Source organism: Thermodesulforhabdaceae bacterium (genome assembly GCA_037482015.1).
GTDB lineage: Bacteria > Desulfobacterota > Syntrophobacteria > Syntrophobacterales > Thermodesulforhabdaceae > JAOACS01.
In genome coordinates this window covers 20,364-33,594 of record JBBFKT010000005.1, presented here as the reverse complement: position 1 = coordinate 33,594, position 13,231 = coordinate 20,364, and the positions used below count along the sequence as shown (strand labels likewise).

Annotated in this window: 12 protein-coding genes; 9 read left to right on the top strand and 3 right to left on the bottom strand. The window is 41.7% G+C overall.

Annotated elements, in window-relative coordinates:
* Nucleotides 1-57: 57 nt before the first annotated feature.
* From phoU to WHS38_07430, 3 genes are read right to left on the bottom strand one after another with little or no spacing between them, the layout of a single operon-like run.
* Nucleotides 58-765 (bottom strand): phosphate signaling complex protein PhoU, encoded by a 708-nt coding sequence (gene phoU, locus WHS38_07440; GenBank protein MEJ5300806.1) that lies wholly within the window; start codon nucleotides 763-765, stop codon nucleotides 58-60.
* 6 nt (nucleotides 766-771) lie between these two features.
* On the bottom strand, nucleotides 772-2,583 hold the full coding sequence (locus WHS38_07435; GenBank protein ID MEJ5300805.1) for an ATP-binding protein: 1,812 nt from the start codon (nucleotides 2,581-2,583) through the stop codon (nucleotides 772-774).
* Nucleotides 2,584-2,594: 11 nt separating this feature from the next.
* Nucleotides 2,595-3,278 carry a response regulator transcription factor gene (locus WHS38_07430; protein ID MEJ5300804.1) on the bottom strand — a complete coding sequence of 228 codons (684 nt, stop codon included), beginning with the start codon at nucleotides 3,276-3,278 and terminating at the stop codon, nucleotides 2,595-2,597.
* Nucleotides 3,279-3,582: 304 nt separating this feature from the next.
* Here WHS38_07430 and pstC point away from each other — a divergent pair, with 304 nt between their 5' ends.
* The 9 genes from pstC (at nucleotide 3,583) to WHS38_07385 (ending at nucleotide 13,209) form a co-directional block, all read left to right on the top strand.
* Nucleotides 3,583-4,974, top strand: a complete 1,392-nt coding sequence (gene pstC, locus WHS38_07425; GenBank protein ID MEJ5300803.1) for a phosphate ABC transporter permease subunit PstC — start codon at nucleotides 3,583-3,585, stop codon at nucleotides 4,972-4,974.
* Nucleotides 4,967-6,235, top strand: coding sequence for a phosphate ABC transporter permease PstA (pstA, locus tag WHS38_07420; protein MEJ5300802.1), 1,269 nt, complete (start codon nucleotides 4,967-4,969; stop codon nucleotides 6,233-6,235). Before pstC ends, pstA begins: the two co-directional genes overlap by 8 nt.
* Nucleotides 6,236-6,413: 178 nt before the next feature.
* Nucleotides 6,414-7,466: a PstS family phosphate ABC transporter substrate-binding protein gene (locus WHS38_07415; protein ID MEJ5300801.1), complete on the top strand. Its 1,053-nt coding sequence runs from the start codon at nucleotides 6,414-6,416 to the stop codon at nucleotides 7,464-7,466.
* A 72-nt stretch (nucleotides 7,467-7,538) separates the two neighbouring features.
* Nucleotides 7,539-8,315, top strand: coding sequence for a phosphate ABC transporter ATP-binding protein PstB (gene pstB / locus WHS38_07410; protein MEJ5300800.1), 777 nt, complete (start codon nucleotides 7,539-7,541; stop codon nucleotides 8,313-8,315).
* 207 nt (nucleotides 8,316-8,522) lie between these two features.
* Entirely contained in the window at nucleotides 8,523-10,139 is a 1,617-nt protein-coding gene (locus tag WHS38_07405) for a flagellar hook-length control protein FliK (GenBank protein MEJ5300799.1), read from the top strand.
* 9 nt (nucleotides 10,140-10,148) lie between these two features.
* Complete coding sequence (locus tag WHS38_07400) at nucleotides 10,149-10,889, top strand: flagellar hook assembly protein FlgD (GenBank protein MEJ5300798.1); 741 nt, start codon at nucleotides 10,149-10,151, stop codon at nucleotides 10,887-10,889.
* 21 nt (nucleotides 10,890-10,910) lie between these two features.
* Entirely contained in the window at nucleotides 10,911-11,702 is a 792-nt protein-coding gene (locus WHS38_07395; GenBank protein ID MEJ5300797.1) for a flagellar hook basal-body protein, read from the top strand.
* A 230-nt stretch (nucleotides 11,703-11,932) separates the two neighbouring features.
* Complete coding sequence (locus WHS38_07390; GenBank protein MEJ5300796.1) at nucleotides 11,933-12,697, top strand: motility protein A; 765 nt, start codon at nucleotides 11,933-11,935, stop codon at nucleotides 12,695-12,697.
* A gap of 23 nt (nucleotides 12,698-12,720) precedes the next feature.
* Nucleotides 12,721-13,209: a flagellar basal body-associated FliL family protein gene (locus WHS38_07385; protein ID MEJ5300795.1), complete on the top strand. Its 489-nt coding sequence runs from the start codon at nucleotides 12,721-12,723 to the stop codon at nucleotides 13,207-13,209.
* The last annotated feature ends 22 nt before the right edge of the window (nucleotides 13,210-13,231 follow it).

The window sequence follows — 13,231 nt, the reverse complement described above, 5'->3', positions numbered from 1 at the left end:
CGTTCGGGATAGCAGAAGTTTTTATGAGAAAGCTAAAAAACGAGATGGAACAGAAAATCAAACATCCCAATGTTTTCTTGTTTTTTCTTTCTCTTTATCCGGGAAGACGTGTTTAACGTTCTTACCTTCCACTATAAAGATAACACTCTCTGCTATATTGGTTGCAATATCAGCAGATCTTTCAAGGCATCTAGCTACAATTATGGTCTGTAGAGCCTGTTCTGCGCAGGCAGGATGTTCGGTCATATATTTCAAAGAATCTCTCATGACGGCAAAGTTTGCTTCGTCGGCTTCGTCATCCATACTGCAGACCTGCTGAGCCAGGCTCACATCCTCGTCAGCGAAAGCCTTTAAGGCTTGCTCGATCATTTTTACAGCCACTTTGTAGAGCGTTTCGAAAGGGGGAGGCTGGCAAATAGCGGGAAGTTTAGCAAGACGTATGGTTCGTTGAGCGATATTGACGGCTTGATCGCCTATTCGTTCAATGTCAACACTCATCCGCAGACAAGAAACAATAAGTCTAAGATCCTTGGCTACGGGTTGTTCCAGAGCAAGAAGATTTAAGGCTCGACGATCTATATCCACTTCCCATCGATCCAACACAACGTCCTGCTCAATAATTTTTTTGGCTTCATCGGTAGAATAACCAAGAAAAGCCATTACAGCGCTTTTAAGTGCATCAAGAGCAAAAGTGCCCATTTTTAATGTTTCATTTTTAAGATCTTCGAGTTCTCTCACATACCTGGATCTTACTCTGTCGGTCATACAAAGCTATCCTTTCTCTTTATACCTTGGGAGAGTAAAACAAAAACGTGCTCCCTTTTCTCCTTCTACCCATATCTTTCCACCATGGTTTTTCACGATATGTTTACAAATCGCAAGTCCCAATCCCGTATGAGCAGAATTTTTCTCTTTTTCTCCGACTCTTTCTATTCTGAAGAACCGTTCAAAAATTCTTTCTCTGTAGGTCTCATCAATCCCCGGTCCACTGTCTTCAAGGCAAACTTTAATCTCTTCATCACTCTGAGCAGTTACGGTAAGCTTCAAAGGAACTCCATGGGGTTGATAGCGGAGAGCGTTTTCGTAAAGGTTCTGAAACAATGTAAAAAGCTGTTCTCTCTGTCCCTTCACAATCGGGAAGTTAATTTCCACACTTCTTTCAAGCTGAACCTGCTTTTCTGAAGCAAGATAACTGCATACATCCCAAGCTTTGATCGCAATATCTACAACATTAACCGGTTCAAAAGTCTCTTTTCCTGAAGAAGATTCAATTTCTGCAAGTTTAAGCAATTTGTCCACCAACTTCATCATATACTCTGCATTTCGTAAAACCACATCAATAAATGTTCGTGCTTGATGAAATTCTTCCCGTCCAGACAGGATGTCCATAACCGTTTCGGCATAGCCTTTTATTGACGTAAGAGGAGTGCGAAGAGCGTGAGAAACATTAGCGACAAAATCCCTTCTTATTTTCTCAACTCGAGCCGCTTCGGAAACGTCATGAAATACAGCCAATGCACCTAAAAACTTACCCTGTCTTTCAAGCCGGGAAATACTAACGTCATACACAATATCTCCGTCTTTGAAAGAAATTCGTAAATTAGTGTTTCTTACTCTTCCGCGCACTACATCGCCACAGGCGTTATGAAGATCGACGGAGGGAATTAGTTCTATGGGATACCTGCCTTTCCAGGAAGAAGATTTTATTAACGTCTTTATCAGAAAGGGATTTGCCATAACGATCTTTCCTTCCTCACTAAGTAAGAGGACACCTTCTCTCATGCCTTCCAGGATGGTTTCAAGTTCTTCTGTGGTTTTGGTAGCTTTGTTGAGCTGTTCTTCCATGGCATCAGCCATTGAATTCAGAGTTTCTACGAGTTCGGGAAACTCATGGCGAGGAGACGCAATAAGCCTTCGTTTGATGTTTCCTTTGATTATCTCATGAACAAAACCCACAACTTCTTCAATAGAACCGTAAAGTCGTCCTATCAACCAATAAGCAAGAATGCTGGAAAAAACGAAGCCAAAGGCAAGAATTAATCCGAATCTGGTAAGTAGATGTCCAAATCCGATAGGAGATGGCTCTGGCGACTCGGAAAGTCTCATAACACCTTCATAATACCTTGAACCTATCAATACATCGCACCGCTTAGCAACGTAAAGTAGATGTCTTCTAATAGTTGTGCTAGGACGAATGGACCTTCCAGTTCCATTCTTCCAGGCTTCATGGAATTCTGGTCTATCACTGTGGTTTTCCATATAAGGAATTTTTTCAAAGGGCACTTCCGAATCCCCTATCACTCTTCCAGTTTTATCAATGTATGTGATTCGAACTCGAAAAATTAGCCCCAAAGATTTAAGGCGTTCCTGAAAAGTTTGTTCCTCGTCAAAAGGTAGATATTGCCCTAACAGGGAAATAATAATCTCCAGTTTTTCTTCCACATTACGAAAATTTTCGTTGATCAAGGTTTGTCTTACAGTAACGACATAAAAATAAGCAGAAAAAATAAAAGCAAAAATCAGGACAGCCCAGAAATAGGCAAAAAGTTTTACATGAAAGTTAGATCGCTTTTGTAGAATCACTCAAAGCTCCGTCATTTTACTTCAAATTTATATCCAAATCCCCTTACAGTCTGAATCCAATCACTGTAAGGACCAAGTTTTTTTCTCAGTCTCCGAATATGAGTATCTACTGTGCGGGCATACCCATCAAAGCTGTATCCCCATACACGATCAAGAAGAATCTCGCGAGTAAGCACTCTTCCTTCGTTCCTTATAAAAGCAAGGAAAAGGTTGAATTCTGTTGCTGTAAGAGGGATTTCCTCACCGTCCACTGTAAGACTGTGGGCTTCGATGTTGAACATGACTCCGTCACGCCGCCATATTTTTTGATCTGGAGAGAGGGAGTCACGTCGTTTAAGAATTGCTCTGGCACGAAGAACAAGTTCTCTCGGGCTGAAAGGTTTTACCACATAGTCATCAGCACCTAATTCGAATCCCAAAACCCGGTCTATTTCTTCTCCTTTTGCTGTAAGCATAATTACTGGAATATTCATGGTTTCATCATATCGTTTTAATCTTTTACAAATCTCAAAGCCATCCATATCCGGAAGCATGATGTCCAGAATGATAAGATCTGGATGTTCTCGCCATGCTATCTCAAGTCCTTCTTGTCCAGTTTGAGCTTTCATTACAACAAATTGGTTAGATTCAAAATGGTAAGAAACCAGGTTCAGGATATCTTCATCGTCTTCTATCACCAAGATTTTCTCTTTCATGGCCCCATCCTTAAAATCTGCAAAGTCGCATCCCGAAATTGCATTACAATTGCGTTACCGATAACATCATCCTGATGTTACAAATTTTTTACAAATAAACGTCAATTTGTGATTACGATCATTGGCTAAATGAACTTATAAATTGGGCAAGGCTCCAGCAGAAAGAACAATTAGTATGCGTTACAAAAGCGGTTTGTCACAATAATGTAACTTTTCTGAAATCCATCCTCAACAATCCTATTTTAACCATCGCAATGGAAAGTTAAAAGTCTCAGTGTCTTGCGTATAAGCGAAAGGGGAAGAAGTGAGTCTGTCTATTATCTTTATTTTCATCTTAACCCTTATTTCAGTTTGCTACGTGGCAGGAACCAGAAAAGCTCTCAGAATAGCCAAAAAGGAACAAATTCCCCTGAGAAAATTCCACTCTCAGCCAGCTTACCACGGCGCTTATGTGGCTTTGCAGGCTGCGCTCCCGTGTGTGGTTATAGCTTTCTTGTGGCTTGCTGCGGAGCCATTCATAATTTCACATATTATGGCTGAACACATTCGAAAGGCCATGCCATCTCTTTCTGGAGCTGAGATTTCCCTGTGGCTTGACAGAATTAAAGCAGTTGCCGAAGGAGAAACAGGCTTTTTCAAAATTGACGAATCTCTAAAACATCTAGTCCCTGTTTATTCCAACTTGAAACATTTAAGTCGATGGGCTCTTTTTGCTGTTGTGGTCACAGTAGGGCTGGGGACAGCGGCTTTTTTCAGTCAGCGCATCTCTCCTGGTCTTCGAGCTCGGCACAGAGTAGAAGCAATTGTCACGGCTCTTTTGGGAACCTGCGCTCTTCTCGCTATTTTCACAACTCTAAGTATTGTCGTTTCGGTCTTTTCAGAATCTGTTAGATTTTTCAAAAGTGTTTCCATCCTGGAATTCCTCACGGGAACTCACTGGAGCCCTCACATTGCTATTCGTTCAGATCAGATGGCAACCACCGGATCTTTTGGAGCCGTGCCTGTTTTTGTGGGGACGTTTCTTATATCAGCCATAGCCCTAAGTATAGCAGTTCCCATTGGGCTTTTCGCGGCGATCTTCACCTCCGAGTATGCTCATCCCAAATTACGAGCGGTTATCAAACCCACGCTTGAGATTCTGGCTGGGATTCCCACGGTCGTATATGGATTCTTTGCAGCGCTTATTGTAGGTCCATTCGTTCGATATATGGCAGAGCGGTTCGGGTTTGGCATTCCCTCTGAAAGTGCTCTTGCTGCAGGGCTTGTAATGGGCATAATGATCATCCCCTACATTTCTTCTCTCTCAGACGATGCTATGAACGCAGTTCCACAATCTCTTAGAGACGGAGCCTATGCTTTAGGATCTACCAAGTCAGAAATGATTCAGAAGGTGCTTCTTCCTGCGGCTCTGCCCGGCATTGCTGCTGGAGTGCTCCTTGCTGTCTCAAGAGCTATCGGCGAGACAATGATTGTGGTTATGGCTGCCAGTCTTAGAGCAAAACTGACGCTGAACCCCTTTGATGCTGTAACCACTGTTACGGTTCAAATTGTCAGCCTTCTTACCGGTGACCAGGAATTTGACAGTCCCAAAACCCTGGCAGCCTTTGCGCTTGGGTTAGTTCTGTTTGTGGTGACACTAACCTTAAATCTCATCGCCTTTATGATCGTAAAAAGATACAGGGAACAGTATGAATAACCTAACCACAGCAGAAAAAGTCCGCAGAACCCTTAAAAAAAGATACCAGAGGGAAAAGCGTTTTGCCATCTATGGATTTTTAAGCATCCTTTTTTGCTTTCTCTTCCTGGGTATTTTCCTGATGGGCATTTTCAGGATGGGGTGGCATGCCTTTTTGGAAACTCGCATTAGATTGACGGTTTACTTCGATCCCCAGTTTGTTTCTCCTTATAACATTGAAGAAAGCGATTACGAAGCTGTTCTTGCAAGAACTTTATTAACCGTTTTCCCCGATACCAGAACAAGACAGGAAAAGAAGGAACTTAATAAGCTCTTAAGCCCCGGAGCAGTGGAAGTAATCAGAAGTTTTGCGAAAGCACATCCAGAAGTTGTGGGATCTTCAGCAGAACTATGGCTTCCGGCTGGGGATGGAATAGATATGGTCAAAAAGGGGGTTATTTCCCCGGAAAAGGCTTTGCAAGCAGGACTTGTCACTGAAAAAAACCTGAAAAGATTTGAGCAACTGGAAAACGAAAACAGAGTATCAGTCAGTTTTAACTGGCGATTTTTTACATCGGGGGATTCCAATAATCCCAGCACAGCAGGTATAGGTGGAGCCATTGTGGGATCTTTTTACCTTGTGCTTGTTACAATTACCCTATCATTTCCATTGGGGACTGGTGCCGCAATATATCTGGAAGAATGCGCCAGAAGATCAAAATTCAAAGACTTCATCGATATAAATATAAACAACCTTACAGCCGTTCCGTCGATAATATTTGGACTTATTGGACTGGCTATCTTCCTGAACTTCTTTCATCTCCCCCGATCATCTCCTCTTGTGGGCGGACTGGTGCTGTCTTTAATGACTATTCCGGTAATCGTTATAGCATCGAGAAGTGCTCTAAGTAGCGTTCCTCCTTCGATACGGGAAGCGGCTTTAAGTGTGGGAGCATCGAAGATTCAAACCATATTTCATCATGTGGTTCCTCTGGCTCTACCGGGAATGCTTACAGGAGCTATTGTAGGAATGGCTAGAGCTATAGGTGAGACGGCTCCTCTTCTCATGGTGGGCATGGTGGCTTTTATTGTGGATATTCCTAAAAAGCTCACAGATCCCTCAACAGCTTTACCAGTCCAGATTTATCTATGGTCTGATCAACCAGAACGAGCCTTTGCTGGAAAGGCTGCAGCGGCAATAATTGTTCTTCTTTTATTCATGATTCTCATGAATGGTGCCGCTATATGGCTCCGGAAAAAATATGAATCCAAGTTTATGTAACTTAAATGTGAAGCTGATGGTTTTTTTGAAATTAACCGACCGACCTATACCGATTTTCCAAAATAGCGGGCGAAAATACCCAGGAAGGAGGTGATCAAAATTAAAAAAGTTGACGTAAAAGCCCAGGATAAAAAAGCAAAGCGTTAAAGGTAAATCAATTAAAAGAGGGGGGAATGTTATGAATTTTAAGCTTGGCAAAAAAATTGCGGCAATTAGCGTAATGGTGGCAGTTGTTTGTCTGGCTTTTGGAATCAATTCAGCCATGGCAGCCAGGGATACTCTTTACATCGTTGGATCTTCAACGGTTTACCCTTTTGCCATTACTGTCTCGGAACATCTGGGCAAGAAAGGATTTAAAACCCCCAAGGTTGAATCTACCGGAACAGGAGGAGGATTTAAGATCTTCTGTGGAGGTATAGGGGAAGCTCACCCGGACATCAGCAATGCTTCTCGTCCAATCACAGAATCGGAAAAAAATCTTTGTGCTCAGAACGGAGTAAAAGACATCATAGAAGTCAAAATCGGTTTTGATGGTATTGTTTTAGCCGTAAGCAAAAAAGGGCAACTCCTGAATCTTACCACAAAGGATATTTTCCTGGCTCTGGCAAAACAGGTTCCTGATCCAAAAAACCCGGGTAACATTATAGCCAATCCTTACAAAACGTGGAAAGACGTCAATCCTTCCCTTCCTGATGTAAAGATAGAAGTTTACGGTCCTCCACCCACATCTGGAACAAGAGATGCATTTCTGGAGCTTGCCATGGAACCTGGAGCAAAAAGTATTCCGGAACTTAAAGAACTGGCACAAAAAGACGCAAAGCAATTCAAAGCAATTGCTCACGTAATTAGAGAAGACGGAGCCTATATAGACGCTGGAGAAAATGACAATCTTATTGTGCAAAAGCTGGAAGCAAATCCAAAAGCTTTGGGTATCTTTGGTTTCAGCTTTCTAGACAATAATCTGGACAAACTTCAGGGCTCTTTGATAAACGGAGTAGCACCAACCTTTGAAGCCATAGCCTCGGGTTCCTATCCTCTTGCAAGACCGATCTTTTTTTATGTAAAAAAAGCTCACCTGGGAGTCATCCCGGGCATTAAAGAATACGTTGAAGAATTTCTTAGCGAAAAAGCCCTTGGAGACGAAGGATATCTCGCGGGAAAAGGATTAATTCCTCTTCCTAAAGCAGAGCGTGAAAAAGTTCGAAGTGAAGTAATGCAGTTAATTAAATAAAAAATAGAAAGGTGACTGTCCGCCCCGCGAAATGGGGCGGGCGAACTGAATCGTGCGGGGTTTCAAACGGCTATGTCTCATGAAGAATCCAAAGAACCGTGCATAATATGTCGGGACGTTAATGTGTTTTATGGATCCAAACACGCCATAAAGGACGTTTCCCTTGACATTTACAGACAGGAAGTTCTGGCAATCATTGGAGCTTCTGGTTGTGGGAAATCGACTTTCATAAGGTGTCTCAATAGAATGAACGACACCATTGAAGGCTGCCGAGTTACAGGTCAGATTATTTTTGATGGAATTGATATATACAGCAAAGATGCCGATGTAGTGCTTCTTCGAGCTCGTGTGGGGATGGTTTTTCAAAAGCCAAATCCATTTCCTAAATCCATATATGAAAACGTGGCTTACGGTCCTAGGATTCATGGACTAGCCCAAACTAAAAGTGAACTTGACGAAATCGTTGAGATGGCATTGAGAAGAGCCTGGCTGTGGGATGAAGTTAAGGATAGATTATCTCATTCTGGTTTAAGCCTATCCGGAGGCCAGCAGCAAAGATTGTGCATAGCAAGAACTATTGCCGTAAATCCGGAAGTTATTCTGATGGATGAACCCTGTTCCGCTCTGGATCCCATCGCAACCGCTCGTATAGAAGAACTTATTGCCGAACTAAGCAAAGAATACGCAATTGTGATAGTGACTCATTCCCTTCAGCAAGCGGCAAGAGTATCCCACAGAACGGCTTTTTTCCATTTGGGAAGTATGATTGAAATAGGTCCCACCGAGGAAATTTTTACAAAGCCATCAAAAAAACTCACCGAAGACTATATCACGGGAAGGTTCGGTTAGTTTAAGGCTACTCGCCAGCAAAATACCGAACCAAACTAGGACAATTAAAGCCCCTTCAGGAAAAAATTTCCTCCCTACATATTGGAACTAATACCATTAAAGTAACCAAAATCTAAGAAATCATGGGCAATCCTACTCTGGCATTAATTTTGTTTCTATCCCTAAGCGGCAGATTAACAATTAGTAAAGCTCCTGGGAGGCATATCTATGATGATGCCTGATGTTTCAAGGATTGTTTCAGTAGGTCAATCTGGAAGGAGCATGGCTAGGTCAGACAAAATCAACAAGGATGGCACAAAGCCAGAGGGAAAAAATTTCCTGCTATCCCTCATGGAGCAAAACGACAGGAACAGCAAGACAATGGAACAAACATCTTCAAGCCGGGAAAGCTCTTCTGACGACAAAAAGGTTAAAAAGAAAATTGATAACGCTCAGGAGGCAAAAGTCGATAACGTTGTAAATGAAATGGGACTTTCCTACTTCTTTGTGCTTCAGGAAGAAGTCGAAAATCAAGAACTAAGCAGGGTCACACTGGAAACTAAGGGGGAACTATCAATAAATTTGCAGGATGCATCACAGCTGCTTGCAAAACTTGGATTTTCTTCGGATGATATAAACTCTCTCCAGCTACAGGCAAGTGATGACGGAAATGTTGATCTTGAAACACTTATAAATTTTCTTTCTTCCCACGCACCTACTCAAGAAGGAGTAACAATACAAGGAGACGAACTCTCCAAGATACTTTCGGGCATTCTCTTTAACGGCGAAGCTCTCCATTTTTCTCTGGATCAGGGGAAACGGTTTTCTCTCGATGAAATCAAAAATATTCTTGCCCGAGTAGATCAGCTTCCCCAGGAAATGAAGGAAGATTTTATAAAAAATACTCTACAGAAACCATCTGAAACCATTCTGTCATCTGAGATTTCTTCCACTCAAGACACAGGTAAAGTAGGACAACCAGAAGTTTACCAAAGAGATGCTAAAGATTCCTTCGCTAATACAATTATTTCACAAGATAAAAACTTTACCACTATAAAAACAATTGATGCTGCAGAAAGACTAGCCGGAAATTACGATTCGCTATCGCAAGCGAAACCGGGTAACTTAGTGGAAAAAATCGATGGGGAAATCTCGGAAGGTTCATCATCTCGATTGTTTTCAGAATCTGACCAGGTATTGGAAACCCATACTGCGATAAAAAGTATCAACTCTGACACATCCTCTGGTTTTGGAGATGGTGGGAGATCATCTCAAAGCTTTTCATTTTCTCAACAACCCAATGCAAATGTAATTCAAGTGGCAGACACGCAAATTCCGATGCCTGGCACAGTTGGCACCTTCAGCCAAACCTTAAACCAGGTTCAGAGTCAACCGTTCCAAATCACTCAACTCATCTCTCAGACAGCGGTAGCGCCGCAACTCGCCAGTTATATACAGCAGATGAGACAAGAAGGCACTAATCAGCTTATCATCCAGCTTGAACCTAAAGAATTAGGGAGAATAGTAGTGAAGTTGAGCGCAAATGATAATAAAATTTCAACTATCATAAAAACAGAGCAAGAAGAAGTAAGCGATCTTCTTCGGAAAAATAGCGAAGCTCTAAAGCAATACCTGGAGGAACAAGGGCTTTTGCTGGATGAATTCTCTGTGGAAACAGAAAACAGCGGCGGTAATGAATTCAACAGGCAAGACAGCTATAAAACAGCTTTTTCTTCTAGTAATGATGAATCAACACTCAATATTAACAACCTGATCTTCCACAGGACAACAACCATAAGCACATCCAGTTATCCAGGTGGACACCTTATATACTTCTACGCATAGGAGGACACCATGATAGTTGGTGAACCTTATATACTTGGCATTCCACCCTTTGCAAATCAGGATAAAACTCTAATCGATTTGCAAAAAAACAAGGTTCTGGATCTAAATGCCTTTCTTACAATGTTCACGACTCAATTAGAGCACCAGGACCCATTAAATCCTATGCAGTCCTACGAATTGGCAGCGCAACTAGCTCAATTCAGCACCGTAGAACAACTAATCAGAGCGAACAAATATCTCGAGGAAGGTACGCAGTATTTGTCATCCATAAACAACTTGGAAGTTGTTGGTCTTATTGGAAAATATGTAAAGGGTTTTACTGATCTCATAACGGTTAAGGACGGCGTCCCCAAAAATCTAAACTTCACCATGGAAAGCAAAGGACTAGTCACAATAAAGATTTATGACCAATCAGGTAAACTCGTCAGATCCATTGATAAGGGTCAGCTTGATAAAGGATCCTACTCTGTCGATTGGGATGGACTGGACAACCAGGGCAACAAAGTTCCGGATGGAGATTACCGAATTGAAATTGAGGTTGTTAACGAAAAAGGTCAGAAGCAAACAATATATCCTGATGCCGAAGGTAAAGTAACAAGCCTTAAGTTCATAAACGGGCTTCCATATCTGGTGCTGGATGATGACGAAGGACTAAAAATGCCTGCGGGCTTTGTTCTGCAAATATGGAATGAAGATCACAAAGCGGCTAGTAGTAATACTCAGGAATCTTCATCAAACACAAATGGTTAAAAATAGAAAGGAGGGATAAAAATGGCGGGCATCGGCACAGCTTTATATAATGGAGTAAACGGACTAAGAAGTTTTAGCACAGCGGTGTCGGTAGTAAGCGACAATATAGCCAATGCTAATACTATTGGGTTTAAGGCAAATTCCATAAGATTTTGTGATTTTGTAGCGGGCTATTATTCAACGGTGTCTTCATTTAATGATAGGGAAGGTTCTGGATCAAGACCTCTTGCAGTTTTAACAAACTTTGCTCAAGGTCCGATAATCAATACTGCAAACTGGTCTGACCTGGCAATAAACGGTAAGGGCTTCTTTGGAGTGAAAGATGCATCAGGGAATATTTACTATACTCGAGATGGCGGATTCTATCTCAACAAGGATGGAAAGCTCGTCAACTACCTCGGCATGTCGGTGTTAGACAAAGACGGAAATGAGATCACACTCGATATTAACACATATAGTGACTTTGTAGTGAGAGATAATGGTGAGATTTACGGTATTAACAAACAAACAGGTGAAATCTCACAAAACGCCTTAGCTACTCTCGGACTCTACTATTTTAACGATCCAAACGGTCTTGTTCGAGTAGGAGGGAATTTATGGCGTGAGGGACCAAACGCAGGCAAGGTAGGACCTAAACAACCTGGAACCGAGGGGATGGGCACCATAATGAGTTACGCTCTGGAAGGTTCCAATGTAGATCTCTCCGAAGAATTGGTAAACATGATTATCTATCAAGCTGACTTCAATGCTAATTCCAAAGTAATTACTACTTCAGCCGATATGTTAAATACGGCGGTTAACATCGTCAGGTAATTTATGGCGGTAGGAGCGTAAGGCTTTATATGCGCTCCTACCCATCCGAATACGTCTCTCGTAAAAGCCGCTTCTCAATCGAAATGCGGCATGCTGCGCTCCCGAATACACAAACCACACAAAAACAACCTGCACACATTTATTTCTTGCATGTAAAGAATCGAAGATTTAAAAATTTTCTGTGATCCTATTAATCGCTTCTTATTTACCCTTAAAAGGACAAAGTTCGTATGGATGCAGCGACCTTCATGGGTATCATTGTTGGGTTTTCTCTTGTTCTCATAGCAATCATGTTCGGTGGCGGCATAGATATTTTCTTTAATCTTCCAGCGGCTATGATAGTATTTGGAGGAACACTGGGAATAACTTTAATTCGACATTCTCTCAACGAAGTTGTTGGTATGGCTAAAGTGGTAAAAAATGCATTTTTCGTAAAGATGTGGAGCTACGATTATGTTATTAATCTTTTTTTAGACTTTGCTCACAAAGCAAGAAAAGAAGGCATTCTCGCTTTAGAAGATGACCTTCAATACCTGAAAGACGAATTTCTCACTAAATCTCTGCAGATGGCTATCGATGGAATGGATCCGGAATCTATCAAAGAAATCCTTGAGCGGGAAATTGACTATCTCCAGGAACGGCATCATTCGGGAGCCGAAATTTTAGACACTATGGGCACATTCTTCCCAGCCATGGGAATGATTGGAACTCTTATAGGATTAGTGCAGATGCTAAGAACCATGTCTGACCCATCAACAATAGGTCCAGCTATGGCTGTGGCTTTGCTCACAACTTTTTATGGAGCGGTGGGAGCCAATTTGATATGTCTTCCTATGGCGGGTAAATTGAGAGCTAGAAGCAAAGAAGAAACCATCATAAAGGAGATGATTATTGTCGGGGTAATTTCCCTTACAATGGGTGAAAACCCTAGAATTTTGGAACAAAAGCTGCATTCATTTGTGCCATCGAGTAAAAGAATAAGCCGATTTCAGTAAAACTCTGGCAGGAGGAAATCCCAATGGCGGAAGCTGAAGAAAAACAGGAACAGCCAAAGAAAAAATCAAAAATGAAACTTATAATCCTTCTCCTTATTGTTGTTGTCGTCCTGGGGGGAGGCGGATTTTTTGCCTATACAAAGTTCTTTAAGAAGAGCGAAGGCGAAGAGGGAGCAGCTCCTAAACCAGAAAAAGCGAAAAAACCAGCTCAGGTTATAACACATAAGCTCGATACTTTTCTCGTAAACCTAGCAGATCCTGGGGGAAAGCGTTATCTAAAGGTAACTATGGAACTGGAGCTTGATAATCAGAAAGTAGTTGAAGAAATCTCTAAAGAAACCCCTAGAATTAGAGATGTAATTCTTACAGTTTTGTCTAGCAAAGAGTTCGACGAAATTTCTACACTGCCTGGAAAAATGACGCTTAAAAAAGAATTAATTACAAAAATTAACGCTTCACTTAAAACTGGCACGGTAATCAATATATATTTTACCGAATTCTTGGTGCAATAATGGTTTAAACCGATAATGAGTA

Excerpts from the sequence above, each read along its gene's own strand:
- pstB (MEJ5300800.1), top strand. The coding sequence starts at position 7,539 with ATGTCTCATGAAGAATCCAAAGAACCGTGCATAATATGTCGGGACGTT.
- WHS38_07415 (MEJ5300801.1), top strand. The coding sequence starts at position 6,414 with ATGAATTTTAAGCTTGGCAAAAAAATTGCGGCAATTAGCGTAATGGTG.
- WHS38_07400 (MEJ5300798.1), top strand. The coding sequence starts at position 10,149 with ATGATAGTTGGTGAACCTTATATACTTGGCATTCCACCCTTTGCAAAT.
- WHS38_07385 (MEJ5300795.1), top strand. The coding sequence starts at position 12,721 with ATGGCGGAAGCTGAAGAAAAACAGGAACAGCCAAAGAAAAAATCAAAA.
- WHS38_07430 (MEJ5300804.1), bottom strand. The coding sequence starts at position 3,278 with ATGAAAGAGAAAATCTTGGTGATAGAAGACGATGAAGATATCCTGAAC.
- WHS38_07395 (MEJ5300797.1), top strand. The coding sequence starts at position 10,911 with ATGGCGGGCATCGGCACAGCTTTATATAATGGAGTAAACGGACTAAGA.
- WHS38_07405 (MEJ5300799.1), top strand. The coding sequence starts at position 8,523 with ATGATGATGCCTGATGTTTCAAGGATTGTTTCAGTAGGTCAATCTGGA.
- phoU (MEJ5300806.1), bottom strand. The coding sequence starts at position 765 with ATGACCGACAGAGTAAGATCCAGGTATGTGAGAGAACTCGAAGATCTT.
- pstA (MEJ5300802.1), top strand. The coding sequence starts at position 4,967 with ATGAATAACCTAACCACAGCAGAAAAAGTCCGCAGAACCCTTAAAAAA.
- WHS38_07390 (MEJ5300796.1), top strand. The coding sequence starts at position 11,933 with ATGGATGCAGCGACCTTCATGGGTATCATTGTTGGGTTTTCTCTTGTT.